The organism is Streptomyces alanosinicus (assembly GCF_014650595.1).
Classification (GTDB): domain Bacteria; phylum Actinomycetota; class Actinomycetes; order Streptomycetales; family Streptomycetaceae; genus Streptomyces; species Streptomyces alanosinicus.
The window spans coordinates 88,363-114,651 of the sequence record NZ_BMVG01000023.1 but is presented as its reverse complement, the minus strand read 5'-3'; the positions used below and the strand labels follow the sequence as shown (position 1 = coordinate 114,651).

Annotated in this window: 16 protein-coding genes; 4 read left to right on the top strand and 12 right to left on the bottom strand. The window is 70.8% G+C overall.

Going from position 1 to position 26,289, the window contains the following annotated elements; translation table 11 throughout:
* Window positions 1–662 precede the first annotated feature (662 nt).
* The 6 genes from IE277_RS32670 to IE277_RS32645 all read right to left on the bottom strand — a co-directional run bounded on the left by IE277_RS32670 (window position 663) and on the right by IE277_RS32645 (window position 8,200).
* Window positions 663–1,532, bottom strand: a complete 870-nt coding sequence (locus tag IE277_RS32670; protein WP_189957328.1) for a hypothetical protein — start codon at window positions 1,530–1,532, stop codon at window positions 663–665.
* Window positions 1,533–2,263: 731 nt separating this feature from the next.
* Complete coding sequence (locus tag IE277_RS32665) at window positions 2,264–2,959, bottom strand: glycerophosphodiester phosphodiesterase (RefSeq protein WP_189957327.1); 696 nt, start codon at window positions 2,957–2,959, stop codon at window positions 2,264–2,266.
* 251 nt (window positions 2,960–3,210) lie between these two features.
* Window positions 3,211–3,609 carry a hypothetical protein gene (locus IE277_RS32660; protein WP_189957326.1) on the bottom strand — a complete coding sequence of 133 codons (399 nt, stop codon included), beginning with the start codon at window positions 3,607–3,609 and terminating at the stop codon, window positions 3,211–3,213.
* Window positions 3,610–3,816: 207 nt separating this feature from the next.
* On the bottom strand, window positions 3,817–6,645 hold the full coding sequence (locus IE277_RS32655) for a type 2 lanthipeptide synthetase LanM family protein (RefSeq protein ID WP_229882131.1): 2,829 nt from the start codon (window positions 6,643–6,645) through the stop codon (window positions 3,817–3,819).
* A gap of 145 nt (window positions 6,646–6,790) precedes the next feature.
* Window positions 6,791–6,991: a DUF6229 family protein gene (locus IE277_RS32650; RefSeq protein WP_229882130.1), complete on the bottom strand. Its 201-nt coding sequence runs from the start codon at window positions 6,989–6,991 to the stop codon at window positions 6,791–6,793.
* 801 nt (window positions 6,992–7,792) lie between these two features.
* Window positions 7,793–8,200 (bottom strand): hypothetical protein, encoded by a 408-nt coding sequence (locus IE277_RS32645; protein WP_189957325.1) that lies wholly within the window; start codon window positions 8,198–8,200, stop codon window positions 7,793–7,795.
* 476 nt (window positions 8,201–8,676) lie between these two features.
* On the opposite strand from IE277_RS32645, the gene IE277_RS32640 reads away from it, so the two are divergent.
* On the top strand, window positions 8,677–10,128 hold the full coding sequence (locus IE277_RS32640) for an amidase (RefSeq protein WP_189957324.1): 1,452 nt from the start codon (window positions 8,677–8,679) through the stop codon (window positions 10,126–10,128).
* A 142-nt stretch (window positions 10,129–10,270) separates the two neighbouring features.
* On the opposite strand, the gene IE277_RS32635 is transcribed toward IE277_RS32640, so the two are convergent.
* Window positions 10,271–11,014, bottom strand: a complete 744-nt coding sequence (locus tag IE277_RS32635; protein ID WP_308433441.1) for a glycosyltransferase family 2 protein — start codon at window positions 11,012–11,014, stop codon at window positions 10,271–10,273.
* A gap of 844 nt (window positions 11,015–11,858) precedes the next feature.
* Here IE277_RS32635 and IE277_RS32630 point away from each other — a divergent pair.
* The 3 genes from IE277_RS32630 to IE277_RS32620 all read left to right on the top strand — a co-directional run bounded on the left by IE277_RS32630 (window position 11,859) and on the right by IE277_RS32620 (window position 18,383).
* Window positions 11,859–12,548, top strand: a complete 690-nt coding sequence (locus tag IE277_RS32630; RefSeq protein ID WP_189957337.1) for a restriction endonuclease — start codon at window positions 11,859–11,861, stop codon at window positions 12,546–12,548.
* Between the two features lie 545 nt (window positions 12,549–13,093).
* On the top strand, window positions 13,094–17,383 hold the full coding sequence (locus tag IE277_RS32625; RefSeq protein WP_189957323.1) for a WD40 repeat domain-containing protein: 4,290 nt from the start codon (window positions 13,094–13,096) through the stop codon (window positions 17,381–17,383).
* 112 nt (window positions 17,384–17,495) lie between these two features.
* Window positions 17,496–18,383: a hypothetical protein gene (locus tag IE277_RS32620; protein WP_189957322.1), complete on the top strand. Its 888-nt coding sequence runs from the start codon at window positions 17,496–17,498 to the stop codon at window positions 18,381–18,383.
* Between the two features lie 160 nt (window positions 18,384–18,543).
* On the opposite strand, the gene IE277_RS32615 is transcribed toward IE277_RS32620, so the two are convergent.
* From IE277_RS32615 to IE277_RS32595, 5 genes are all read right to left on the bottom strand, one after another.
* Window positions 18,544–18,849: a hypothetical protein gene (locus tag IE277_RS32615; protein ID WP_189957321.1), complete on the bottom strand. Its 306-nt coding sequence runs from the start codon at window positions 18,847–18,849 to the stop codon at window positions 18,544–18,546.
* 291 nt (window positions 18,850–19,140) lie between these two features.
* A complete protein-coding gene (locus IE277_RS32610; protein ID WP_189957320.1) occupies window positions 19,141–21,228 on the bottom strand; it encodes a serine/threonine-protein kinase in 2,088 nt (695 codons plus the stop codon).
* Window positions 21,229–21,265: 37 nt separating this feature from the next.
* On the bottom strand, window positions 21,266–23,461 hold the full coding sequence (locus IE277_RS32605; RefSeq protein WP_189957319.1) for a serine/threonine-protein kinase: 2,196 nt from the start codon (window positions 23,459–23,461) through the stop codon (window positions 21,266–21,268).
* Window positions 23,462–23,465: 4 nt separating this feature from the next.
* Entirely contained in the window at window positions 23,466–24,293 is an 828-nt protein-coding gene (locus IE277_RS32600; RefSeq protein WP_229882129.1) for a protein kinase family protein, read from the bottom strand.
* Between the two features lie 264 nt (window positions 24,294–24,557).
* The gene (locus tag IE277_RS32595; RefSeq protein WP_189957317.1) at window positions 24,558–26,099 is read right to left on the bottom strand and encodes an alkaline phosphatase family protein; all 1,542 of its coding nucleotides are present in this window, start codon (window positions 26,097–26,099) and stop codon (window positions 24,558–24,560) included.
* Between the last annotated feature and the right edge of the window lie 190 nt (window positions 26,100–26,289).

Here is a 26,289-nt window from a genome sequence, read left to right as displayed (position 1 = left end):
CTGCCCCACCTGTCACCGCAACATGCCAGAGCCGATACGAACCTGACCAAGCCCTACTAGGGCCTGTCCGGCGGATCCTGTCGCGGACGCGGGGGTCGGCACGCCCATCTGCGGCGTTGTCGTCGGTCGCCGACTCCCCCACGCTCGACTCCGCTCGCGCGGGGGGACCCCCACCGCGTCGACTCCCTCCTCCGCCTTGCAGCTGGACGCACCGACCCCCGCTCACCTGCGCCGATGAGGCACCGTCACTTTCCCGCGACCTGATCCGCCGGACAGGCCCTAGCGGGCAGCCATCAGCCCCGCGACGATGGCCACGACCAGCACCAGGCCGAGGCTCAGTGCCACGCGCCTGGGGTCTCCTCCAGTGGCATGGCCTGAGGGCCTGTGACCCCGGGGAAAGGGGATCCAGGTGAAGCCCTGTGAGTCCCCGCTGTGCTGGTGGTGATTGCCGTGGTGGCCCGACCCGCTGCTGTGATGGTGGTGGCCCAACCCGCCGCTGTGGTGGTGCCCGCTGAATCCCCCTCCGTGGTGTCCGCCTCCGCTGAATCCTCCGCCGCCATGCATGGTCTTCACCCCGTTGCTCGTGATCCGTTCTCCACCAGCCCCTGCCCGGGTTCCGGTGGCCTACACCTGAAAGCGAGCCTCCATGCAACGGGGTCGGTTCAGCTTTGGGGGCGTGCCCCGGGGGTGAGTTCGACGCGCAGGTTGTCGCCGTCCTGCAGGATGTACGCCGCGGCCGTGTCACGCGTCCACCCCACAGGGATCAGGTAGTAGCGCCCTGATCGGTCGATGAGGCGCCGCAGCCCCGTATAGCGGTAGCGGAAATGCACCGTCGGGCCGAGGTCCTGGACGGCGACGCCCGGCCCGGCGATGCTGTACCGCTCGGTGGTGAAGACAGTCACCCCGGTGAGTCGTACGACGTGATGGCCGAGATCCTTCGCGTCGTCGGCGCCCATCTGGGCTGCTGCCAGCGTCCCGGCCCACAGGAGCAGCACTGCCCCGGCGAGGGTGCGGGCGTTGGCACGGCGGGGCCCGGCGTCGGCGAACCCGGTCCGCCGGGCGTCGAGGCGAGCAAGGTGGATGCCGACGGCGAGAACCAGCAGGGCCAGCCATCCGTAATGGACGACTCTTGACATGTAGGCGAACAGCAAGACGCCCAGTGCCACGACCGCCACGTGCCCTTGGACCAGCAGCGCGACCAAGCGTGCCCAGGCGGCGGCGAGCTGGTCGGCTTTGGGGATCCGACGGATGAGGGCGTAGTCGCTCGGGTTCCGCAGGACCAGCAATGCCGCGGCGAGCCCGACGATCGACGGTCTGTTGATGACACGGAGGCTCTGGATGGCCAGTTCGGCGTAGCCGATGCCGAGGCTGAAGACGTCCAGGTGGAAGTAGGCGTAGTAATTGGCGAGGTAGACCGCGCCCAGGTAGAACATGAGCGCCGCGATGAGGGAGGCCTGCGCCACGGTAGCGCTGAGCACTGTGGGCAGGGACGCCGCGCGGTGAGCGGGGGCCGGCGGGTCGGCGTCGGTCATCGGGTGCCCGTAGGGCTGGCCGTCGAGCAGGGCGAGCCGGACCTGGACGGCGAGGGCTTCGGCGTCGGGCCTGCTGCCGGGGGCGTGTCACTGGTCGAGCTCGTCGCACCGGACGACGTTCCGCCGCCTCCCTGCGACGTGCCCACCGACCCGCTGGGCGGGCAGGTACCTGTACCGCCGCTTGACATTCCACCACTGGAGCTTCCCCCGGTGCTGCCGCTCCCGCCGCCCGGGTCGACACCCGGCGGCGGCAGAGGGCCCACGGTGGCGGAGGGCGGCGGAGCGACGGGGGGAATCGGATCACCGCCGTACGTCCACGTACCGCCCGCCGACGACGTGCCGCCCCCTGACGATGACGTACCGCCCGCCGCCGCGGCGCCACCGGCCGTGCGCCCGTGGGACGGCGCCAGACTCGGGGAACCGCCGGAGGCGGAGGAGACAACGCCACCACTGGGGGTCTCCGGGGCCGGAGGGGGTTGGTGCCCGCACCCGAGGCACACACCCCCCGCGACCGCACTCACCAGGGCAGCGCACAAGACCCTTGCAAACCCTGTGGACATGTCCCTCCTCCCCAAGGGTTCACGTTCACCAGAAGACCTTCCCGGCACATGACTCGGTCAAGCCACGCCCATGTGCAAGGGTTGTGTGCCGGTGGCGGCGGTCTCGGGAGAGGAGGCATTCATACTTTGCTCTGACCGCATGGGCGGCCGGTTCGGTCCCGGACTCTGAGGTCAGGCCGTGGCCTCGACCAGCCGCTTCATGCCGGGCTGGTCGGTCACGCAGCCCACCAGGCCGAGTGTCCGGGCCAGCGCCAGGTCTCGCTCGTCGTTGACGGTCCAGGCCATCACGTCGATGCCGGCGGCGCCGCACTTCTCGACGATGGCCCGGTTCAGCTGGCGCAGCTCCACGCTGACCAGGGTGGAACCGACCTTCTGGGCGCGGCCGACGAAGGTGTCACGGTGCGCGCTGGGACCGGCCACCAGCACGGTGCGGGCCTGCGGCAGCAGGTTGTGGATCTCGATCAGCGCCACGTCGTGGAACGACAGCACCGAGACCCGGTCCAACAGGTCGCGGTCGGCGAGTACCTTGGCCAGCGACCGGGCGGCGGCCACGTCCTTGATCTCCGCCTGGATCGGCAGCGTCGGCCCGACTGCGTCCAGCACCTCCCCGAACGTGGGGATGCGCTCGCCGAGGCCTGCGTCGAGCTTCTTGAGCCTCCGCAACTTCTGGTCGGCGATCGGACCGGAGCCGTCCGTCGTGCGGTCCAGGGTCTCGTCGTGCATGACGACCAGCTCGCCGTCCTTGCTCAGGTGCAGGTCCAGTTCGATGCCGTCGAGCCCCTCGCGTTCGGCCCGCAGGAAGGAGCGCAGGGTGTTCTCCGGCTCGGCGGCCATGACACCGCGGTGGCCGATGGTGAAGAAAGACACTCGGTTGCACTCCTCGGGTGTGATGGTGAGGCGCAGCCGTACGAGCGCTGTGCCCCCTCGCCGGGCGGCGGGCGACCGCCCATCGGAGCGGCCCAGCCTAGTGGGCAGGTGCTCGTGGAGTGCGGGTGGGTGTGCGGGTTGGCCGGGTGAGCGCGCGTGGACGGGCGGGGAGCGGTGCCCCCCCCCTTCACCGGAACGGCCGTGCCGTTCCGGTGAAGGGGGTCGATCAGTGTGCGGTGCTCCTGTATCGGTCAGCGGACGACGCGGACGGTCACCGGCGTGGAGATGCGGTCCGTCTTCGCGTGCTGGTGGTGCTTGTCGGTCGAGTACATCACTGCACGGAACTGCAGATCACCCGTGTGCGTGGCCTTGACGTTCGCGCGCGCGTCGCCGTTGAAGCTCCGCGTGACGGCGTGCCAGTGGCCCCAGTGGCCGGGTTTGCCGGACCGCTCCTGTATGACGAGCACGGTGTACTGCTCGGCGTCGTCGTCACCCTGGCCGTGTACCTTCACCACCTGACCCGCGTGCGCGGTGTGCGGGGTGGCCTCGATCGAGATGTCGCTCTTTGCGAACGCCGGGGATACCGCCAGTGCCCCCGAGGCCACGCCCAACGCGCCGACCACCACGAGCCGCTTCATACCAAGCTTCATGCTCGGTCTCCTTAGATACCCTTATCCCCTTTGCGTCAGTTAGACTCCATAGCTCACTAATTGACGCACTTTCACCGAGGAAGAGTGGTAGGCGCGCCCAGAAGTTGGCCCCCGATTGTCACTACCTCGTAACTGGTGTCGCATGACTACCGGCCCGCCTCACCGTTGGACTTCGGCCGACCACCCCGGCACCACCTGTGCGAGGGCTCAGTCGAGGACGAGGGGATCGGGCAGGTCGGCCGCGTGGTGCATGCGCAGCAGGGTGTGGAGGACTCCGCAGAGGCCCGACATCAGGCTCGGGGAGAACGCTTCTCGGGCCAGCCCGCCGACCGGGCCGCGTTGTTCCAGACCGGTGAGGATCTCGCCGTCCAGGTCGCAGGGGGTTCCGGAGCCCAGGGAGGTGAGGAACTGCCAGAGGCCGAGGTCGCCGTGGCACAGGGTGTGGCTCCAGCCGAACCCCTCTGCTGCGCAGGCGCGCGCGGCTCGTTCCGCCATGTCCAGGTGGGCGGGGTCGCCGGCTCGCCGGTGGAGGTCGAGCATGCCGACGCCGATTCCCGCACTGCCGTGGCACCAGCTGGTGAAGAAGTCCTCCTCGGCGCCGATGCGGGCGTCGAGCCAGTTGCCCGCCTCCGGCTGGTAGAGCGACTCCTGGTAGGCGAAAGCCCGTCGTGCGAGGTCGTCCCAGCCGCGCCGCTCGGCGGCCGATCCGGCCTCGCCGAGGGCGAGCCGGGCCAGCGCCCAGCCGATGCCGGTGGCTCCGTGGGCGAAACCGCCGATGCCCTCGGGGTTGAGGCGGGTGGTCCAGCGCGCGCCCCTCGCGTCCAGTGTGGCCTGCCCGACGAGCCGGCGCCCGATGTGGGCGGCAGCGTCCAGCCAGCGGTCCTGTCCGGTCGCGCCCGCGAGGTTCAGCAGCGGTACGACCGCGCCGGCCGCGCCGTTCAGCAGGTCCACCTCGTTGTCGTCCTCGATGAGCCGGGCGCCCGGCGTGAGCAGCGCGGCGCGTTCCGCGGCCCGTTCCAGCATCCGGTCGTCCCCCGTCACCCGGTGCAGCGCCAGCCAGGTCCACACCTGCGACGCCGCGCCGCTGAACGCACCGGGAGACGGTGTGGGGGTCCGGTCCTCGGTGCTGACGAGCACCCGCAACGCCCCTTCGAAGAGCTCGGCGACGCCCGGCACCCCGTCCGCCCGCCCGGCCCGCTCCTCGCTCAGGTACTCGGCGAGAGCGAGCACCACGCCGCCCTGACCTGTGTACAGGTCCGCGGGGAGTACGCGGATGGACCAGCCGGCGGGGGTGAACACCGGGCTGATCCACGTGGCCGTGCCGTCGGCACCCCGCACCGCTCCCTCGGACAGCCGCCGTACCATCTCGGCCGCCAGCGCCCGCCGTCGCCGTTCCCGGTCGCGGGCATGCGGATCACGGGCTGCGGACTGCACCCGGGCGGGCAGCGAACGCTCGTTGAGGTAGGCACCCACCAGCGCGTCCTGGATCACCGCCTCCTCCAGCGCCAGATCAGCGGTGCGCCAGTCCTCGATCGTGTTCCGGATCGCGGCCTCGTCGACGGTGAAGCCGAACATCGGTACGTCGCCTGCCAGCAGGTCGGCTGCCTCACTGTCGATGGCCGCCCGGTCCGTCGGTGCTCCCGGCAGCACCTCGGCGTTGCGCCGCAGGATGTCCCTCGCTCGCTCGACGGCCGCCCCCTCGTCGTGCAGGGAGGCCGGATGCCACAGCATCCGGCCGATGTCGACGTACGCCTGTGTGGGCCGCAGGATGCGGCGTGCCCGGGCACCCTGGAAGCGGCGCAGCAGCCTGGACGGATCCGTCCCGGGCCGGCGCAGATGTGCGGTCATCTCGCGGAATCCGTCGAGGACGCGGTCCCAGTACGTGCTGAGCACCGGCGTCGGGCTGGGGTGGTTGCCGGCGACGGGCATCGCGACGAGGTCCACCTGGAAGCGGGCGGCCGCGGTTCCGGCGTCCGTGATCACCGGGTTGGGGATGAGCGGCTGTTGGCCGGGGAGCGAACCGACACCGGAGATGTCCACGCCGCCGAGCGCAAAGCCGGTGCCGCGCACGGGGAGCAGCCCGGTCCGCAGCACCGTGCGGCGGATGGCGGCCGCGGCCACGTCCACCGCGTCGCCGCGGCCGCTGGGCGGGAAGGGTGCGGGGGCGTCGAAGAGCGTCTCGGCGTCCACGATCACCGGCACCGGGCCGGCGGCGATCATGTTCTCGGCGTGCATGTCGGTTCCGCCGGTGAAGCGGAGCACGGCGAGCCAATGGCCTACATTGCGGTAGAACACAGCGAGTTGGGCGTCGTCGGCGCAGTAGCGATGGGGTATGAATTCGGCCCATCCGTAGCCGGCACACGCGAGCGTCCGCGGCACCCGGATGCGCTCGTGCGGCGCCGGGGCATCGGGGAGGGACGCGAACAGCTCCTCCAGCAGCGCGCCGAGCGCCACATCCGCCTCGGACGGCCGGGGTTTGTACATGACGGTGCCGCCGTCGAAGTCGACGCGGGTGACCGTGAGTCCGCCCCGATGGCTGTCGCCCGCGCCGAACGAGAGCGCACACAGCGCACCCGCGCGTCCTTTCAGCAAGGGGCGCAGCAGCTCGCGGTCGGCCGCGAGCCGTTCCGCGCATCCGGCCGTGGCCGTCAACCACCGTCGCGCGACAGCCTCGATCCGGGGGCCGAGGCCCGGGTACCGGTTCGCCAGCCCGTCCAGGTAACCGTCCTGGTCGGCCTCCTCGATGAACGCCGCCCAGGTCTCCGTGTCGGCCTCGGCGGCACCGCTGCCCGCGGCCAGGCGCAGCGCGTGCAGTTCGATCAGGAAGAGCCGGGACAGCTTGGCGTGCAGGGACTGCAGCAGGGCGTTGTGTCCGGCCTCCAGGACCACGTGCCGCTCGGCCGGATCCAGGCCCTCCACGACGGCCAGCCGCCGGGCCAGTTCGTCCCGCCACGGACGGGCGATACGCCGCACGGGTCGGTCGAACGACGGGGACTCGTCCTTGTCCTGCTGCAGGTGCTGTGCCGTCGCGCTCACCCTCGGCCTTCCTCTCGTCGTCGACTCGGCCGTACTGCGCGGTGCCCCGACACGCGGGGAACACGGAGCCGTTCCCCGCGCCTCGGTCCTGGACCCGGCGCTCTGCTGCCCTGAGGGCCGCAGAAGGCTCAGGCCGTCAGGACGATCAGCAGCACCAGCTGCCGTGCGACCCGCTCGGGCTGGAACAGAAGCCGTACAGCGAGTCGCTGGGATCGGTGAGCGCGGCCTCGGCGGCGGAGCCGCCGACGTAGAGCGGGCCGGCGGGGTTCAGCTGGCCGAACGCGCTCTCGGCGCCGGACAGCCAGGCGTCGAGCACCGCGTGGGCCTGCACACTGCTCTGGGGCATGGTCGACCTCCGTACGTGACAAGGGACGGAATGTGCAGGTTCTGAGTATGTTCGGTTGGCGACGTGTGTGAGCCGGTCGATCCGGCCACAGTCACCTGTTCCGTGTGAGGCGCCCGGGGACACGCGGGACCGACGGAACAGCGCCGTGGTTCAGCGGTGACCGAGGTCAGGAGCGCCGTTCGGCGGGCCGACCGAACCGGCCGGGGTGGGGGAGCGAGCGGAAGGGCCCGACAGCGGGCTGCCGAGCCGGCACCGCCCACGCCACGCGGCCCTGACGGCTTCCGCGGACACCCCATGTGAGAGTCGACCGCAGTCAGACGCGGCCGGCGTCGCGTCCGGAAGCCGCTCCTCGCACACCGCGCCAAGTGACCTGACCTGTTTCGCCCTTGCGCCGGACCGGTCAGGCCGCGATCCCCGGTTGCGGCGGCTGCAGACCGAGACGCTGTCGGACAGCACCGCGATGCTGCGCTCCGCCGAGCGCAACGGCTTCGTCCACGAGGGCGTGCTGCGCTTTTCAGTGCGGGTCCGTCATGCCACTTGTGGAACCGCAGTACGCGGCCGACGCTCCGGGCGTGTCCCAGGCCCCGTAGCTCCTCAAGAGCGTTGTGGAGGGCTTGCTCCGGTGCCGGGCGGCGTGCGTGCCGGCCGCGATGCCCCGCTGGCGCTTTCGTCTCGCCTGCCGACGGACCGTCACAAATCCTCCACACTTATCGAACGATTCCTCTACATCTGCGTGTCCGCGTGGTCGCGTTCTCATGGGCGAGGTGCCCCTAGTGTCGCTTATGTCCTACTAACGGATCGTCAGGAGTTAGATGTGAACTGCGTACGCCGCTCCATGGCCCGTACGTCCGCAAGTGTGCTGCTCACCGTTGGTGCCTTCGCGCTCGCCGCTCCCGCCCAGGCACACACGGCCCCCGTCCCCGCTCCTTCGGCGCCTGCGCCGTCCGCGCCCGCGCCCTCCGCGCCCGCTCCTTCGGCGCCCGCGCCCTCCGCGCCCGCTCCTTCGGCGCCTGCGCCGTCCGCGCCCGCTCCTGCTCCCTCGGCGCCGGCTCCGTCCGCGCCCGCGCCCTCCGCCCCAGGCGGCGCTGGTGGCTCCAGCGGCACCGGCAACGGCTGCGACTGCAGCAGTGGCGGTGGCAGCGGCGCTTCGTCCCCGGCTACGCCGCCGGGTGACAGTGGCGGCAGCAGTGGTGGTTCCCAGTGCAGCACCGGGTCCGGTGGTCTGCTCGGTGGTCTGCTCAGCGCTGTACTCGGTCTGCTGGGCTTGGGCGGTGGCACGGGCTGCTAGTTCCCTCGTGGGAGCCGGCTCGGTGTAACGGTGGGGGCGTGATGGGTGTGATTCTGCGTCTGTGTGCTGTTCTTCGGGGTGGCATAGACCCCGCTGACCCGTGCGCACCCTCCTGATGCGTCACGGGCCGGCGGGCTGGAAAGGCGGCGTCCCGGGCCTCTCGTGATGGAAGAGGCCCGGGACGCCGCTGTGTGTGCGGGAGCCGGTGCTGCGTATGTGCCAGAGTTGCTGGCCTCGCCCGAGGTGGGCACCTGCCTCGGTGGCCCTCGACCGCGTGACGAGCTCGAGCGCGCTGGCTCAGCTGCAAGGGCGAGCCCGATGAGTGTTCAGGCATCCCGCAACGGTTGCACGAAGCGGCATTTTATGACCTCTTTCGGAGGTCTATACGGTCTCATTCATGGAATGGAGTTTTCTGACGGCCGAGACACTCGTGGCTGCTTTGCGTGCCGGTGAAGTGACCTCGGTGGAACTGACCGACGAGGCGATCGCCCGTATCGAGCGGGACGACAAGGCGATCAACGCGATCTGCGTGCCGGACTTCGATCGTGCGCGGGCCGCCGCACGCGATGCCGACCAGGCGCGTGCCCGTGGTGAGGACCAGCCGCTGCTGGGCATTCCGGTGACGGTCAAGGAGTCGTACGACATTGCGGGGCTGCCCACGACCTGGGGTATGCCGCCGCACCGGAACTTCGTGCCGGCCGAGGACGCGGTGCAGGTGTCGCGGCTCAGGGCCGCGGGCGCGGTGGTGCTCGGCAAGACCAATGTGCCCCTGGGGCTGCAAGACATACAGACCTTCAACGAGATCTACGGCACCACCAACAACCCGTGGGACCACCGTCGTACGTCGGGCGGATCCTCCGGCGGCTCGGCGGCGGCCCTGGCGTCCGGATTCGGCGCGCTGTCCATCGGCTCCGACCTCGCCGGTTCGTTGCGCACGCCCGCGCATTTCTGCGGCATTTACGCGCACAAGCCGACACTCGGGCTGACGGCGAGCCGCGGCATGGTCCCGCCGCCCGGGCCGGCCCTGCCGGTCGAGCACGACCTCGCCGTCGTCGGTCCGATGGCGCGCACCGCTCGCGACCTCACGCTCCTGCTCGACGTCATGGCCGGACCGGACCCGTTGACGCTCGGTGTGGCGTACCACCTGACGCTGCCGCCCGCGCGCCACGAACGGCTCCGCGACTTCCGGGTCCTGGTCCTCGACGACCATCCGCTCATTCCGACCGGGTCCGCTGTGCGGGCGGGCGTGGGCCGGGTGGCCGACGCGCTTGTCGACGGCGGCGCCCGCGTCGAACGGCACAGTCCGCTGCTGCCCGATCTGACCGAAGCCGCGATGCTCTACAGGCAGTTGCTGTTTTCGGGCTCCGTTGCACGATTTCCCGTCGAAGCGTACGAGCAGCTGCGGACCCGCGCCGCCGCACTGAGCGCAGACGACCAGAGTCTCGATGCGGCGATGCTGCGCGGCATGGTGTGCAGTCACCGCGACTGGATCGAGGCGAACAGCCGTCGCGAGCTCCACCGCCACGGCTGGCGCCGGTTCTTCGCCGAGTACGACGCCGTGGTGTGTCCCATCACGCCCACTCCCGCGTTCCCGCACGACCACAACCCCGATCCGAGGGAACGCCGGATCGACATCGACGGCGTCGAGTATCCGTACTTCGACCAGCTCGTCTGGGCCGGTCTGGCCACCATGCCCGGTCTACCCTCCACCGCTGTGCCAGCGGGCCGGTCGCCCGAGGGTCTGCCGGTGGGAGTGCAGCTCATCGGTCCGATGTTCGAGGACCGCACCCCGCTGCGCCTGGCCGAACTGCTGGAGCAGAAGATCGGCGGCTTCCAGGCACCGAAGTAGTGCAGTGGAGTTGAGACCGCCCCCTCATGAAGCAGCCTGAGCGGCGTGTCCGGCTGGTCCGGCACGCCCGCGCGGGCGTGGTCACCTCCGAGCGCCGTCTCCGAATACGTCAGCGACCTGGTGCGCAGCGCGTGCTGCGTCATCAGGCCACTGACTCCAGCCCGTAAGTGCGTGCGCGCTTGAGTGCGGAGCGCAGTTCACGGCCGTGGCGGAAGGCGAATTCGCGTGCGGGGCCTTCGAGTTCGAGGAACGTAGCGCCGCCGGCGGTCATCTGGGCTGGGTGCTGTCGGTAGTGGTAGACGACGTGGGGCAGAAGTTCGCCCGGCGCGAGGTTGGTGACACCGTTGACCAAGATGAAGTCCTCGCCCTGTGGCAGTCCTCCGTGCCCGCCGGCGGCGACGACCAGTTCGGTGTGGGCCAGGAGCATGGTCTGGCTGAGCGGGATCTGCGCCTCGGGGCTGGCCCAGTACCCCGTCACGTCGCCGGGCTGGTGGACACCGGGCGGAGTCGGGCAGCGCCAGACGGTGGTGGCACCGTCCGGATGCAGGTCCGCGATCCAGCCCGCCACCCAGCCCAGCCCGGTCTCGGTGATCCGCTGGTGACGCACGGCGAGGCTGTCGGCCGGAAGGAGATCGTCGTCGTCGCTGTAGCAGACGAACTGAGTACGGACGGTGCGCAGCCCGAGGTTGCGTGCGGCGGCGGCGCCGACCGGGCGGGGCAGGTCGACCACACGGATGCGGGCATCAGCGGCAATCGGTTCGGGCAGGCGCGCAGGGTCGGCGCCGTCGAGGACGAGGACGGCCTCCCATGGCACGGTCTGCCGGTTCAGGCTGGCATGCAGTTCGGCCAGATACCCCAGGCGCTCGGGTCGCAGCCGGGTGGGTATGACGACTGTTATGTCTGGTCGGGCGTGCGGGGAACGCTCTGCCGTGTACAGGTTGATGACCTCGATCCCTTGGAGCCGCAGGATGTAGCCCCAATTGCAGGTCCTGTTCGGCCGCGATCTGTTCCATGAACATCATACGGACCGGCGAGGAGCCGACCGGGGTTCGGGTCGTCGAGGAGACCGGTGCCCAGGAACGGCGCGGCGTCGCGCTTCGCCGCACTGCCACCCAGCGTGACCTGCACCCTGAATCAGGAGACGAATCATGCCGAGGCGGCCAAGGTCAGCGGCATCGAGTGCGTCGGCCTGGTAAGGGCCTGTCCCGGCGGTGAGTTCCCTCTTCGGCCAGGCCGCGATCGGCCTCGCGGTGAACGCGGGCGCACGCGTCATCGCCACTTCGCGCAACGCTGAACGGTTCGCCCTGCTCAAGGAACTCGGCGCGGACCGGGCCGAACTGGAGGGCTGGCTGGGAGGTCTTGACCCGATCGCCGAGTTCAACCCCCTGCTGCACATGGCAAGCGGCGTCTATCTGACCTTCTTCGGTAGCTTCGTGTTCGGAACCATCGAACCCCGCCTTGCGTCACGCGAGTTGCGCCGGAGAACCTCTGGCCGTCCGGAAGGGGCATCAGGAGCGGAGGCGGCCGGCGGAGGACGTGCGGCCACCGTATGCTCCCGGATCCCGGATCCCGGATCCCGATGGAGCAGGACCAGCAGGTGCCGCACAGGATTCGGCCAGGCCGGGACGGCTTTGTGCCATTCGTCGGCCACCTGCGTTCAACATCACCGGGGCGCGGCTAGACAGAAGGGCCGGGGGTGGCGCCGGGCCGTCCGAGGGAGCGGGGGAGTGATGGCAGCACAACGACGGCGCCGACGCTTGACGAAGCGCACACGCAGGCAGTTACAGGGCTGGGGTGCGGTGGCGGTGCTGGCCGCCGCGGTGTGGACGGCCCGGAACTGGGCGGCGGTGTGGCCTGTCCTCGCGGCCGTGCTCGCCACGGCCGTGGTGGGCGGGGCCGGCTGGGCGCTGCTGCGTGCGCACCGCCGCGCGGTCGGCCAGGACCGCATGTGGCGGGCACAGGAGGAGGCCAGGGCACGGGAGTTGTCGATGGCCGAGGTCGACGCACTGTCGTGGCAGGAGTTCGAGATGTTTGTCGCCGATCTGTGCCGGCGGGACGGCTGTACGAAGGTCGTCGTCAGCGGCAGGACCGGCGACCTGGGTGCGGACGTCATCGGCTACCTCGCCGACGGTCGCAAACTGGTTGTCCAGTGCAAGAAATACGCGCCGCACCGGAGTGTGTCCTCGGAGGACATGCAGAAGTTCGTCGGCACTGCTCGCCCCGAACACGGCGCCGACGTCGCGTTGTTCGCCACCACTGCCCGCATGTTCACCAAAGCCGCGCTGGGCCTGGCACTGCGCCAGGACGTCGTGGCCCTGCACCGCGATCTGCTGGGTTCCTGGGTCAAGGGCGCTCACCTGGAAACCTTGATCCCGCTGAACGGAAGCGGCGGCGGCACCACGCGTCGCCCGCCTGCCTGACCGGCCAGTTGGGCGGTGCGGGCGGCGTGGCCCGAGAGGATCCTGGTCAGAGGTCAGAGGTCAGAGGTCAGAGGTCAGCGGTCAGAGGCCAGCGGTCAGAGGCCAGAGGTCAGCGGTCGGCGGCCCAGGCTTCGGGCTCGGCGTCGACCAGGGCGATCTGGTGACGGCACCCTACGGCCAAGTCGCCCTGGACGCGGCCCGGGATGATCCTCGAAGCTGGTTCGGTGCCTGTGGCGGCCCACCGCGTCCCGGACGATGGGACGAGCAGGGGAGGCGGTGCAGGGGAGGCGATGATGGTGCGTGCTTTGGTCGCCGGAGTCGGGGGTTTCCCTGCCCCGAACATCAGCGAGGACGAGCTGGCCGACGGGGTGGTGGCATTCGCGCCGCTTTCCCCTGTGGGGCCGGCGGTTCAGGAGTTGGCCTCAGCGCTGGACCGCGTGGGGGTCGCAACCGGGGGAGACGCGCTGCTGGAGTGTGACCGCGAGGCCTTTCTGGCCAGATGGCGTGCCCTGCGGCGAAGCGCCGGGCGTGGGGAGCCATTGGTCGTGCACTTTGCCGGCCATGGCGTCCAGGCCACGTCCGGCGGGCTCTTTCTCGCCACCGCCGGAGCCGAGAACCGGGACGGCCTGCTGGTCGACACCTGTGTCAGTGTCGGGCAGTTACTGGAGGAGGCCGAGAACGGCGAGCATCCGGTGCTGCTCCTGCTGGACGTGTGCTCCGCGGGCCAGGCCATCGTGCAACAGCAGCTGGCCGAACTCACGGCCCGCCGTCGGCAGGACACCGCTCGGCGCGTGTGGATCATCGGCGCGTGTGCCGCCGACGCCGTCGCCTACGGTGCCAGGTTCACCACTGCCATGGCCGAGGTCCTGCACCGGCTTGCCGACGGCGACCTGGACGTCGCCCCCACCCTGGAGCACGTGCCGGTGGAGACCCTGGCTGCGGCTGTCGACCGACGGCTCGCCCGCGGCGGCGGTGCGGGCCGTGCCCGGAGCGCCGTGGTACGCAGCACCCAGCCGAGCGCCACCCCGGAGCCGCCGCCGTTCTTTCCCAACCCCGCCCATTCCGCGGTCTCCCACGTGGGCGCTCTCACCGGCCTTGACACCCGACTGCGTGAGTTCGCCCTCGGTTGCGCCCCGGGGCTGGACCCGTTGCACTTCGCCACCCGCGCCGCCGGAAACCCGGCTGCCGACGAGATCCTGTTCACCGGGCGCCGTTCCCAGTTGGCCTCGATCCAGGCCTGGCTCGACGACACCTCCCCGGAGTCCGGACGGCTGCTTGCGGTCACGGGCGGGCCGGGCAGCGGCAAGTCCGCACTGCTCGGCGTGACCGCCTGCTTGTTACATCCCGACCTGGAGCAACGGCTTGGGCGCCGCATCGGCAATGCCGTGATCACCTTCGATCCGCGCCAACCCGGCATCGTGCTGGCCGTGCATGCACGCCAACTGACCACCCAACAGATCGTCCACGCGATGGGCCGGCAACTGCAGGGGCAGCAGGGGCAGCAGACGGCAGGTCCGACCGGGTACGACGGCGGCGCCGGGCTGGTGGAGCCCCGCCCGGGCACGCCGCTGAGCACCTCCGATACCGCGGACCGAGCGGACCGGGAGGAGCTCCTGCGGGAGCTGTACGCCGCCGGCGACGTGCTGATCATCCTGGACGCCCTGGACGAGGCCACGGATCCCGCCGACGTCACGGCCGAACTGCTGCTTCCCCTGGTCCGTGGCAACAGCGGCCCGCGGGTCCTCATCGGCACTCGCCCCTGGTGGGACGCCTTGCCCGGCTTGCGCGAGCACCTGGCCGCGCGCCCCGGATCGTGCCTGGACCTGGACCCGGTCACCGGCACCGACCGCGATGTGCTGGCCGTCGACCTGGACGACTATCTCCGCAGACTCCTGCCCCGCCGACACCCGGCCCGCCGGCACTGCCACGAGATCGCCCGGCGCCTGGCCCGCTACAGCGACCACGGTGCCTTCCTGGTCGCGGCTCTCTACGCCAACCACCTTCTCACCACCTCTGAAGCCATACCGCTGAGGTCGCCTTACACCGTCACCGACGTCTTCGACATGCACGTGGCCATGCTCGCCGCGAACGACCCGTGGGTTCGGCCGGTCCTCGCCGCGGTAGGCCACGCCCAAGGCCAGGGCATGCCGCTCGACCTCATCCATGTCGTCGCCACCGCCCATCGACCCCCGGAGCCGGAGCAGCCGGCGCCGACCCTGGCCGACACCCGCCGAGCCCTGGCCAAGGCCTCCTTCTATCTGCGCACCACGCCCGACACCGACCGGCGACTGCTCTACCGGTACTTCCACAACGCCCTGACCGAACACGCCGGCACCGACCTCCGCCCCGCCACGGTCCACCACGCACTGATCAGCGCGATCCCCGCCACCGCCGACGGCACCCACAACTGGGCCCATGCCCACCCCTACCTGCTGCGTCATGCCGCCGGCCACGCGAGTCAGGCCCACGACGGCGCCCTGGACCGGCTGCTGACGGATCTGGACTACCTGGTCCACGCAGAACCCGACACCTTGGCCCCCTACCTGCACCACGTCACAACCGAGCAGGCCGTCCTGAACGCGGACATCTACCGCTCCACCATCCCGCACCACCCATACCGCCACGACGCCGCGGTCCGCCGCGATCTGCTCGCCCTTGACGCCCTCGGCTGGAAACAGCCCCGGATCGCCCGTGCCCTCACCGATGGCGCGGACCGGGCCACGGCGCCATTCACGCCGTGCTGGGCGACGCGTGTGCTTCATCCCGCCCACCGCCGCACACTCACTACACGCTCCCACCAGGTGAACGCCGTCGCGGTCGTGCCCGGCAGAGACGGCAACCCGCTGGCCGTCACCATCGGCGCGGACGGCAGCGTGATGGTGTGGGATCTGGAGTCCGGCACCGCCCGCCACGCCCTGACCGGACACACCGGTCGAGCCTTCCGTGTCGCGGCCACGATCGGTCTCGATGGCACCCCACTCGGCGTCACCACCGCGGACGAGGCCGTGATCGTGTGGGATCTGGAGACCGGTACTGCCCGCCGCACCCTGACCGGACACACCGGCCGAGCCCACCACCTCGCGGCCACGACCGGCGCCGACGGCACTCCGCTCGCCGCTGCCATGGACTCGTCCGGCTGTGTGTTCGTGTGGGACCTGGAGACCGGCGCCGCCCGCCACACCCTGCCCCTGACCGGACACAAGAACGGAGTGACCGGGGTCGCGGTCACGCCCGGTGCCGACGGCACCCTGCTCGCCGTCACCTCCGACATGAGCGGCCGTGTGATCGTGTGGGACCTGACATCGGGGACCGTTCGTCACACCCTGCCCGGACACGACGACATGGCGGCCGGGGTCGCGGCCGTGCCCGGTGCCGGCACCCCACTGGCCGTCACCTTCAGCTGGAACGGCCTCCTGATCGTGTGGGACCTGGAGACCGGTGCCGCCCGCCACACCCTGCCCCTGACCGGACACACCGATCAGGTGACCCACGTCGCGGCCATGGCCGGTGCCGACGGCACCCTGCTCGCCGTCACCGCCGACATGAACGGCCTCGTGATCGTGTGGGACCCGGTTTCGGGCAGCGCCCGCCACACACTGACCGGTCACACCACGATGGTCAGCACCGTCGCCATCGCGATCGGGCCCGGTGGCACCACGCTGGCCGTCACCGGTGACCACGACGGCCTCTTGGCCGTGTGGGACGTAGACGCCCGAACCGCTCGTCATCCTCTGAACGGACACACCGGCGAGGTCCAGAACATAGCCGTCACGACCGGGCCCGATGACAGTCGCATCGCTGTCACCACTGGGCTGGACGGCCTCGTGATCGTGTGGGACATCGACTCGGGCACACCCCGCCACATACTGACTGGACACCTTGATGCCGTGTACACGGTCACGGCCCTTTCAGGCGTCGACGGAAGCGTGCTGGCCGTTACATCCGACACACAATGGTGTGTGATCGTGTGGGACTTGCGCTCAGGCGCCGCCCGCCACACGCTGCGCGAAGTCGGTGGCACGGTGCCTCAGGTCGCACTCGCCGCCGAGGGCACCACCCCACTGGCCGTCATCGTGAGGAACAACCACCATGTGAGCCTTTGGGATCTCAACTCCGGAACGGCCCGGCACACCCTGACCACGGATGTCGGCTGGGTGAGTGCGACCGCAATCACGACCGGTACCGAGGGCACTTTGCTGGCCGTCCTCGCCGGCAGCGACACTACGGTCCATGGCGGCCTGGGTGGCCCGTTCGACGATCCCAGGGCCGGCGGCAGAGCCACGGTGATCGTGTGGGACCTCGACTCGGGCGGTGTCCGCCACACCCTGACCTCGGACACGAGCCCGATACGTGCCCTGCACACCACGTCCGATGCCAACGGCACTCCGCGGGCCGTCACCGTCGACGACGACGGTACCGTGATCGCGTGGGACCTCGAAGCCGGGACGGTCCGTCACACCCTCACCGGACACACCGGGCGCACTTCCGGGTTCACGGTCACGTCGGCTCCCGACGGTACCCCGCTGGTCGTCACCGTCGACAAAAACGGAACGGTGGTCATCTGGGATCCGGACTGCGGTGCCGTCCACCACACCTTGACGTCACGCGCAGCCCGCAGTGGGCTGGTCACGACCGTTTCCGTCAAGGGCAGGCTCATGGCCGTCGCCGTCGAGACCGGCCGCACCGTGGTCGTATGGGACCTGTACGACGGTGACGAGAGGTTCCGGTATCACTTGCCGTACAAGGTCACCCGCATCCGTTCCACTGGCACCGGCTTCGTCGTCGCCTACGGACCGGAGGTCGCCTACTTCGCTCCGACAGGCGATCTCGCATGAGTGCGAGGGGAGTTGTCGGCATCTGGGCAGGGCAGCGGCATCCGGCAACGTGTGGCGCACCGGTGACAGCGGGTACATCTGTAGACGAGCGGCCCCGGCCACGGTACGCCGCGTGATGCTTGGGGGTGCGATGGCGGCGGTCGTCCTGGTGCACGGAATCTTCAATCACATCCCTGGTGCAGCGCCGAGCGAGGCCGCTGCGCGGCGGGTGGCGGACTGCTTGCCACGCCTTGCCGAGAGCCTGGGGAAGCTGTCGATCGAGGCGCCGCGGACGGTGATGGCCTACTACGCCGACCTGCTCCGGGCCGAACTTCCCGCGCAGGCCCAGTCGGCCGGAGGCGCCGAGGACTTCGACTCCCTCGACCCGGCGGAGCGGGCGGCTGCGGCCGAGTGGCTTTCGGCTGCCGGCGCCGTGACGCCGGCCGATCCACAGAACGTGGCGCTGAAACCACTGCGGCAGATGCTGGGCTGGCTCGTCGACGAGCGCGGATCCCGTTTCACCGCGGCGGTGCGGGAGCAGACGATCAGACGGCTGGAGCGGGTCATTGTGGCGAGTCTGCGTGAGGTGGAGGCGTACACCGCGTGGCCACAGCGGCGTGAGCTGGTGCGTGAGCGGGTCGCGGGGGTGATCGCACGGGAGGCACCCTCGGTGGTGATCGCGCACTCGCTCGGTTCCTGTGTCACCTATGAGACCCTGCACGCCCAGCCGGCGCTGGAGGTTGACCTGCTGGTGACGGTCGGCTCGCCGTTGCGTGTGCCCTCGCTGCTGCGGCGCCTGGATCCGGCGCTGCGCGTCGGCCGCGGTGTGAAGCCCGCCGGGGTGGGCCGGTGGGTGAACATCGCCGATGTCGGTGACCTGGTCGCGGTGCCGCCGAAACTCGGCGAGGTGTTTCCCGTCGATACCGATGAAACCTGTGACACCGGGCTCGGGTTCCACGGACTGGGTGGGTATCTCGGCAACGTCCTCCTCGCGGCGGCCATCGCTCCCTACGTATCCTGACACTGCCTGATCCCGACCGCTCCTGGCTGCTGATCGAATGGGCCGACGGCGCAGAGGCAACCACCGAGTAGTGGCTGGTCCGACCTGTCGGCCCACATTCCGATCCTCGACCTGGTGCGATTCTTGGTCCCGTGTGGCTCGGCGTCAGGACCCGTGTGAGCTACCTGCCGAGAACGATGGTGTTGTTGCACCCCAGGGTCGAGCCGACGTTGGTGGTCTGCGGGCCGGGTGAGCCCTTGCCGTTGGACTGATTGCCCTGCTGGCCGTTCTGGACCCCGGACTCGCCCTGTACGTCGGTGTTCTCCTCGGCCGTCGTGCATGAGGTGCTCTGGCCGATGATTGTCGTGTTGTTCTCGCGTTCGTGGTGCCCCTTCCCTTGCCCGTGGGCGTAGGCGGTGCCGGCGCCGAGGAATCCGACGGTGCCGAGAAGGGCGGCCACGACAGCGGTCGTGCGAGTCTTGCGCATGTCTTCTCCGAGCGTTGAAGCGGACGCGTTTGCGATCCGCCACGTCATAAGTTGACGTGAGGTTATTGGAAAATGTCCGATTCTGTTCGTCGGCACGCCGGATCGTCGGATCAACGACCCCTATGGGCGGACAACTTCATTTCCCGTTCATGGACGGTCATGGCCGATCGTCTGAAGAGTCGGCCGCACACATCCGACGGTGGTGACCACAGTTCGTCCGTGTTGAAATCCTCCTCGGAACAGGGCGGTTCAAGACGAAATGTCACGTACGGCCCCTGTCGCGCGAGGCCGTCAGTACACCGACAGCGCCAGCAGCGTCGTGTGGTTGAGGACGAAGACGCGGTTGCCGTCGGCGGCGAGGGAACGGGGCCGGTCGTCGGCGAGAGCGAAGGTCTGGGGTTCGCCCTGTCCGGAGCGTGGCAGGCCGCTCACGCCGGTCTGCCCGCTCTCCACGATCCAGACGCTGTTGCCCTGGACAGCCGGCGGCTGCCACGGCGGGGCAACGCCGGCGACGATCACCGGGTCGGCGGCCTGGCTGCCGTCGGCGTGCAGCGAGCGCAGTGCCTCGCAGTCCAGTGCGTAGACCACGCCGCCGGCCACTGTGGGCGGGCCCCACCCGGAGTCGCTCTGCCTGGGCGGTCGCATCGGGTTCCGGGTCCACAACTGGCGGCCGCTGGTGATCTCCACCGCCGCCAGGGTGCGGCCACCGAGATAGACGGTTCCGCCGTCGATGGCGGCCCGCAGTGGCCCTGCGGCCTGCCCTTTGCGGAGCCAGGCGCGGGCGCCGTCGTCGGCGCGGACCGCGGCCACGTCGCCCGTCTGCGTGCAGAGCACCAGGTGACCGGCGCCGAGGGCCGCGGCGGGGTGCCCGCCCGAGAGCGACAGCGGTGGCTGCTTCGTCCACCGCACCTTCCCGTCGGTCCCCACACAACGCAGCCGGCCGTCGGTGGTCTGCAGATAGACGGCCTGGGCGTCCGCGGCCAGCAGCGCACCCACCTGCGCGTCCACCGTCCAGCGGGGTGACCCGGTGGCGGCGACCCAGGTGCGCAGGGTTCCCTCGCCGTCGGCGGTGGCCACCAGGCGGTCCCCGATCGAGAGGTAGCCGGCGTCCGTCTTCACGTCGCCGACCCGCCAACGTTCCCGGCCATCGGTGACCTGGCGCGCCGCGATGCCGCCGCCGGAGGCGGCGAACACCACCACGTCACGCACCGGCAGCGGGGGCCGCGACCCGGCGTCGGCCACGTCCTGCAGGGGACCCCACAGCTGCTTCGGTGAGCCGTCGGCGGAACCGAGCGGCGCGGCCCGCAGCTTCGCCGCCGGCGGGATGTCGAAGGGGTTGGGCGGCGCGTCACCACGGCCGAGCCACCAGGCGGCGCCTCCGCCCGCCGATGCCAGCAGCACGCCGCCGCCGGTCGCGCTCAGCAGCCGACGCCGGGTGAGGAGGGGGCCACCGCCGACCGTGCCGTCCTCGGAGGTGGGCGAGGGGCCGCTCGTACGGGCCGTCAGGCGGTGTGCCGCAGCCTCCCGTTGCCGGATCTCCGCCCCCAACTGGCCGGACTTCCACAGTCGTTCGGGCCGAGGCGGTGCCGCCGCGGCCTCGGCGACCTGGGTGGGCAGTGGGCGTGCCGCCGGGTCCTTGGCGAAGCAGGGCGTCACCAGGTACCGCAGGCCCTCGGGAACGGCCCCCAGGTCGGGATCGCCGTGCACGACCTCGTACAGGACAGCCGTGATCTCGGTACCGGTGTACGCCGGCCGGCCGCCCGCGGCGAAGGCGAGGACGGCACCGAGGGAGAAGAGGTCGGCCGCCGGTCCGACGCGCTGTCCCAGCACCTGCTCCGGCGCGCCGTAGCCCGGGGTGACCGGGATCTGTCCGGTGCGGGTGAGGGTCAGGCCGTGTTCGGGGCGGGCGATACCGAAATCGATCAGGCGGGGTCCGCGCGAGGTGAGGACGACGTTGGGAGGCTTCACATCGCGGTGGACGAGTCCTGTGGCGTGCACGTCCTGGAGCGTGCGGGCCAGTGAGCGGGCCAACTCCCGCACCGTTGCGTCGTCGAGCGGCCCGTAGCGCGCGACGGCGTCGTCCAGCGTCGGTCCTGCCAGGAACTCCGTGGCGATCCACGGCCGGCCGCCCTCCAGTTCGGCGGCGAGGACGCGCGCCACGCCCTCGCTGGTGACGGCCTGCGCGGTGCGCGCCTCCCGGAGGAACCGTTCGGTCAGGTGCCCGTCGTGGGCGAGTTCCGGCAGCAGCACCTTGACCGCGGCGGGGCGCCCGGAGACGTCCGCTCCGAAGTACACCTTGCCCATGCCGCCCTCGCCGAGGACGCCGTGGAGGCGGTAAGGGCCCAGGCGCAGCGGGTCTCCCTGGCCGAGGGGTTTCACGGGTGCTCGTCTCCTGGATCGTGACGGGGTGGGGTGTTCAGGCGAGGGGTAGGGCGATGGTCCGCTTCTCCTGGCGGACGTAGAGACGGCCGCCCTTGGAGTCGGCGGTCAGGACGACGGGCGTGGCCTCGTACGTCCAGACAGCCTTGTGGGCCTGAAGGTCGATGGCGCGTACACCCTTGTCGTCGGCGCAGTAGGCGTACCGCTTGCCGATCGCCGGGGCCGCGTCCCGTGTGCTCTTCCGGCCGGACAGCCCCTTCTCCTGCCAGTTCATGGTGCCGGAGAGCGCGTCGACGGCGATCAGTCCCTGGTCGCCGTCGGTGCAGTAGACGACGCCGTCCTGGACGACCGGCATGCTGTACCGTCGCTCCTCGCCCCCGCTGTTGCCGGAGCCGCCCTTCATGCCGACGACCCATTCCAGCTCGCCGTCGGAGATCCTGCGGGCGGTGAGGTCCTCCGCGCCCACGTAGATGTTCCGGTCGTCGGTGACCAGACGGGACGGCGCAGTGCCCGCGAACGTCACGGAGAGCCGCCACAGTTGCCGGCCGGTGTCCTTGTCGTGCACGGAGAGGCCGAGGAACTTCGAGTCGTCCGCCGGGTTCCCGCACAGCACCACCCGGGACCCCACCACGGTGCCGCCCAGCGCGGGTGGGGCTGCCTGAGCCTGCAGCCCGTTCATCGGGGGCCCGTCCACCGGGCTGCGCCAGCGTTCCTTGCCGGTGCCCAGGTCTGCCGCGACCAGGTACCAGCGTTCCCCGGAGGCGGCCTTGGCCACCAGGTAGGCGACGCCGTCGACCACACACAGCAGCTGGTTGTACTGCTCCTTGCCGGTGAAGGCGGAGAGCTCCACCAGGGGCTTGCCCAGTTCGCCGTCGGTCTGCGCCACCTCGCACACCGCCAGCGACGCCGCGTCCTTGTAACCCCGCAGGCCGTAGACCCGGGTTCCGTCGGTGGCCGACCGCCAGGTCTCCTCGATGTTCGCCTGCCAGGTCCCCTGGCCCGACTCGGCGTTGATGCCGCACAGCACGATCCCCGCCCGCATCACCAGGTTCCGGCCCACCGTCATCACCTCGCCGCCGGAGTCCGGGCACCACAGAGCGGTACTCCACAGTGCCGCCGGGGGCTTGGGCCGGTCGACGGCGTCCTTCTTCGTGCCGCCGCCCCCGCCGCCACCGGAGCCCCCGAACAGGGCCCATCCGCCGCCGCCGAGAAGGCCGCCGCCCAGCAGCGCGCCCCCGCTCACGGCCAGCAGCCGACGCCGGGAGACGCCCGATGCGGAGGCCGGCCGGGCCGCCGGTGCCTCGGCAGGCACCGGTGGCGGCAGACGGTGCGGCGGCTCGCGCCACACCTCGTCGCTGCGCCGGGCGATCTCCCGCAGCACCGCGTCGGGCAGCAGGTCGGCGAAGCCGCGGCGGTCACCCGGGACACCGCCGACGGCACCCAGCGCGGTGCGCAACTCGGTGATGGACGGGCGCTGCGCGGGATCCTTGGCCAGACAGCGGACGAGCAGCGGGCGCAGCGACTCGGGGACCTGGCCCAGGTCCGGCTCGCTGTACCGGACGCGGTACAGCAGGTCGGTGGGGGCCCCGCCGCCGAACGGGCCGATGCCGGTGGCGGCGAAGACCAGCACTCCGGCCAGGGCGAACACATCGCCCGCCGCCGCGTGTTCCAGGCCCGCCGCCTGCTCCGGCGACATGAACGCCGGCGTCCCCATGGCGCTGCCGACGTTCGTCAGGTGCTCGTCGCCGAAGGCCCGGGCGATGCCGAAGTCGATGATCCGTGGGCCTTGCGCCGTCACCAAGACGTTGGAGGGCTTCAGGTCACGATGCACCACCTCCGACCGGTGCAACTGCTCCAGCCCGGCGGCGAGGGCCGCGCCGAGGGCGCGCACGGCCGGCTCCGGCAGTGGTCCGCCCCCCTCCACCGCCACGTCGAGCGGCGGGCCGAGGACGTACTCCGTCGCCAGCCACGGGGTCGGTGCCTGAGGGTCGGCATCGACGACCGCCGCGCCGTGCTCGGAGCCGATGACGCGTGCCGCGTCCGCCTCCAGCCGGAAACGCGTCCGTAGTGTCGTGTCCGCGGCGAGGCGGGTATGGAGGGTCTTCACCGCGACCGTGCGGCCGTCTGCCGAACGGGCCAGGAAGACGGTGCCCATGCCGCCTCCGCCGAGGCGGGCGAGGATGCGGAACGGGCCGACGGTGTGCGGGTCGTCGTACAGAAGAGCGGAGATCATGACTTCAGCGGCCTTGGGAGGGAAGTGCGGAGGCGAGGACCTCCGCTGACTGACGGGACAACGCCTCGACGACGCGGCCGGGCAGGGACACCGGCTCCGTGCCGCCGGCCAGCCCGCCGTACGCGGCGCCCGGCAGCAACTCGGCCAGCACCCTCGCGGGTTCGGGTCGGCCCTGCGGGTCGCGTGAGCGGCAGGCCATGACGATGTCCCGCAGGCCGACGGGGATCTCCTGCCACTCGGGCACGGTGTACCCCGTCGCCGCGTAGGCCAGCACGGCACCCAGAGCGTAGACGTCCCCGGCCCGGTCCACAGGGCCGCCCGCCGCCAGTTCGGGGGCGAGGCAGCCGGTCTCCAGTCTGGTGGCCTGCGCGGCGGTGCTCTCTGCCAGCGGGTTCGCTCGGGTCGCGCCGAAGCAGCTCAGGAGCGGTCCGCAGGCGGTCAGCAGCACACCCGCCGGGCAAACGCCGCCGTGCACGATGCCCAGGACGTGGGCCGAGGCCAGGGCCTCGGCCAGTGTGCCGCCGAGCGTGCGGATCAGCGGTTCCGGCAGCGGGCCGCCATACGCGGCCAGTACGGCCGGCAGCGGTAGCGCCGGCCGGTAGGGGGACGAGTACCAGGGGAAGGCCGGCGTCCCCCCGAGCTCGCCGACCGGCCAGAACCCGGGCTGGGTCAGCCGGGCCGCCTGCTGCGCCTCGGCCGCCCACCGCGTCGGGTCTCCGCCCGGCGGCGGCAGACATGCCAGGACGGTGTGGCCGCCGTCCGCGCCGCGGGCCAGATAGCGGAGTTCGGGCACACCCCGGCTGCCGTCGGCGTCGAGACGCGCCAATGTCACAAGATCCCCGATCCGCCTTGGATCGTCCTGCCGAAGCCTCTCCACTCGGTCTTTCCTCCCCCAGCCCGTCAGGACCCGTTCTCACTGCCCGTCAGGCATGTGTACGGCCGTGAGCCTATATTCGGCCCGGACAGTGCGGGAAAGCGGGCTCCTATCAGGGGGAAAAGGGGCGAAGAAGGGAAGGGGGGAAGGGAGAGGACGGACGCCGCCTGGCATCCGTCCCGCGCCCCGATGGTCAGGTCAGGCAGATCCGGGAACGTGTGGTCAGCGCCAGACGTCGTTGACCGTCGCGGCGTAGCGGTCGTTGTTGGTCAGCGGTGTGAGGCCGAGCGCTCGGTCGACGGTGCGGAGCAGGCCGTACTGGTCGGTGCGCTGGTCGGAGTGGTAGCCGGTGGCGACCGATCCCTGCGAGCCGATCAGGACGGTGGGCACGCGGTTGGGGTAGTTCGGACCATAGGCCTTGGTCGCGGCCTCGTCCCAGGTGAGGATCAGCAGCGAGCGCTGCTGGGTCCAGGCGGGGGAGTTGAAGATGGTCGGCAGGGTGTTCTTCAGCCAGGTGTCGCCGGCGGTGATGCCGCAGTCTTCCATGTCGTCGCAGCCGTCGGCGGCGAACCAGACGAAGTCGGGCGTGGTGGCGGTGGTGTTCAGGTCCTGAGTCATCTGCGTCAGCGGCTGCCAGTGCGCGGCGCAGCGGGCCGCGTCGGTCTTCATGTCCTTGAAGTAGTAGAACGGCGTGTCGTCGGGGCTGTAGTTGCCGTGCGAGGTGGTGTCGCAGTCGCCGTTCATGTTCTCGACGTAGGACTTCCACGTCTTGCCCGCCGCCTCGACGCTGTTGCCGAGATGAGGCGCGTCGATGGTGGTCGTGGTGATGGTGTTGTCGGTCAGCCCGTAGAGGCCGCCGGCTGCGAGCGCGACGTAGTTCGGGTCGCTGGGGTGGGTGGTGGCGTACGACTGCGTCAGCACGGAGTTGGCCGAGGCGAGGCTGTTGATGTAGGGCGCCTCGGCGGTGTTGCCGATGATGTTCTCGTAGTTCTCGTTCTCCATGTAGACCACGAAGACGTGGTCGTAGCCCGGCACCCGGGACGGCGGCGGGGTCAGCACCGGCTGGGTGACGGGTGTGGTCAACGTCAGCGAGAGGTCGTCCGCGTAGCCGTCGGCGACGTCGCCCGCGGTATAGGTGAACGCGAGTGAGACGCGGATGGACCGGGTGCCGGCGGGCACGGTTCCGGTTCCGGTCCTGCGCAGGAGCTCGGTGGTGTTGTGGCGGTCGGTGTCGGTGACCGGTCCGAGCGTGCTGCTGCCGAGGGCCGCGCCGTTCGCGTCGAGGAAGGTGCTGGTCAGCGCGACCCGGTCGTTCTGCGAGGCGTAGCCGCCGAGCCAGCCGGAGAGGTTCCAGCCCACCGTCCTCGTGTCGATCGCGGTGCCGGAGGAGGAGACATCGACGGTCTGCTCCAGGCCCGAGTCGCCGGTGGCGCCACCGTCGAAGAACCCCTTGCCCCGGGTGGGTGACCCGGGAGTGGAGGCGGTGGGATATCCGCCGGCGGCGCCGTAGCAGACGGTGTTGGGCTCCCCGGAGGTGGTGGTCCAGCCGGGCACCGTCATCCCGTCGAGGCCGGTCGGCGAGCAGATCGCCGCGTCCTCGCCGCCGGGATCGACGAGCAGATTGTCGGTGGTCGTGCTCGCGCCGGATGCCGCGCGTACCGGCGACGCGGCGGTGGCGACCACGAGCGCGGCCAGCAGCGCGGTGGCGGTCCCGGCCGCAAGAACGCGGCGAGGTGGGGACACGAAGGACAGGGACACGTTCATGACGCTCTCCTGACGGGTCGACAGCTGCCCACAATTGGGCTAGCCCAATGTGCGTGAGCCTCTCGGTGTCCGGCGGACTCCCGGAGTCCGCGGGATTCCCGGTAGGCGAAGAAGCAGCGAACTCCCGGCGGGCGTGACCATGACAGCCACTGCGGGCGGCGGCCGCCGGGTTGGCTCGGCTAGGCTCGTG

Excerpts from the sequence above, each read along its gene's own strand:
- IE277_RS32670 (WP_189957328.1), bottom strand. The coding sequence starts at position 1,532 with ATGACCGACGCCGACCCGCCGGCCCCCGCTCACCGCGCGGCGTCCCTG.
- IE277_RS32660 (WP_189957326.1), bottom strand. The coding sequence starts at position 3,609 with ATGAAGCTTGGTATGAAGCGGCTCGTGGTGGTCGGCGCGTTGGGCGTG.
- IE277_RS32650 (WP_229882130.1), bottom strand. The coding sequence starts at position 6,991 with ATGCCCCAGAGCAGTGTGCAGGCCCACGCGGTGCTCGACGCCTGGCTG.
- IE277_RS32640 (WP_189957324.1), top strand. The coding sequence starts at position 8,677 with ATGGAATGGAGTTTTCTGACGGCCGAGACACTCGTGGCTGCTTTGCGT.
- IE277_RS32630 (WP_189957337.1), top strand. The coding sequence starts at position 11,859 with ATGGCAGCACAACGACGGCGCCGACGCTTGACGAAGCGCACACGCAGG.
- IE277_RS32615 (WP_189957321.1), bottom strand. The coding sequence starts at position 18,849 with ATGCGCAAGACTCGCACGACCGCTGTCGTGGCCGCCCTTCTCGGCACC.
- IE277_RS32605 (WP_189957319.1), bottom strand. The coding sequence starts at position 23,461 with ATGATCTCCGCTCTTCTGTACGACGACCCGCACACCGTCGGCCCGTTC.
- IE277_RS32595 (WP_189957317.1), bottom strand. The coding sequence starts at position 26,099 with ATGAACGTGTCCCTGTCCTTCGTGTCCCCACCTCGCCGCGTTCTTGCG.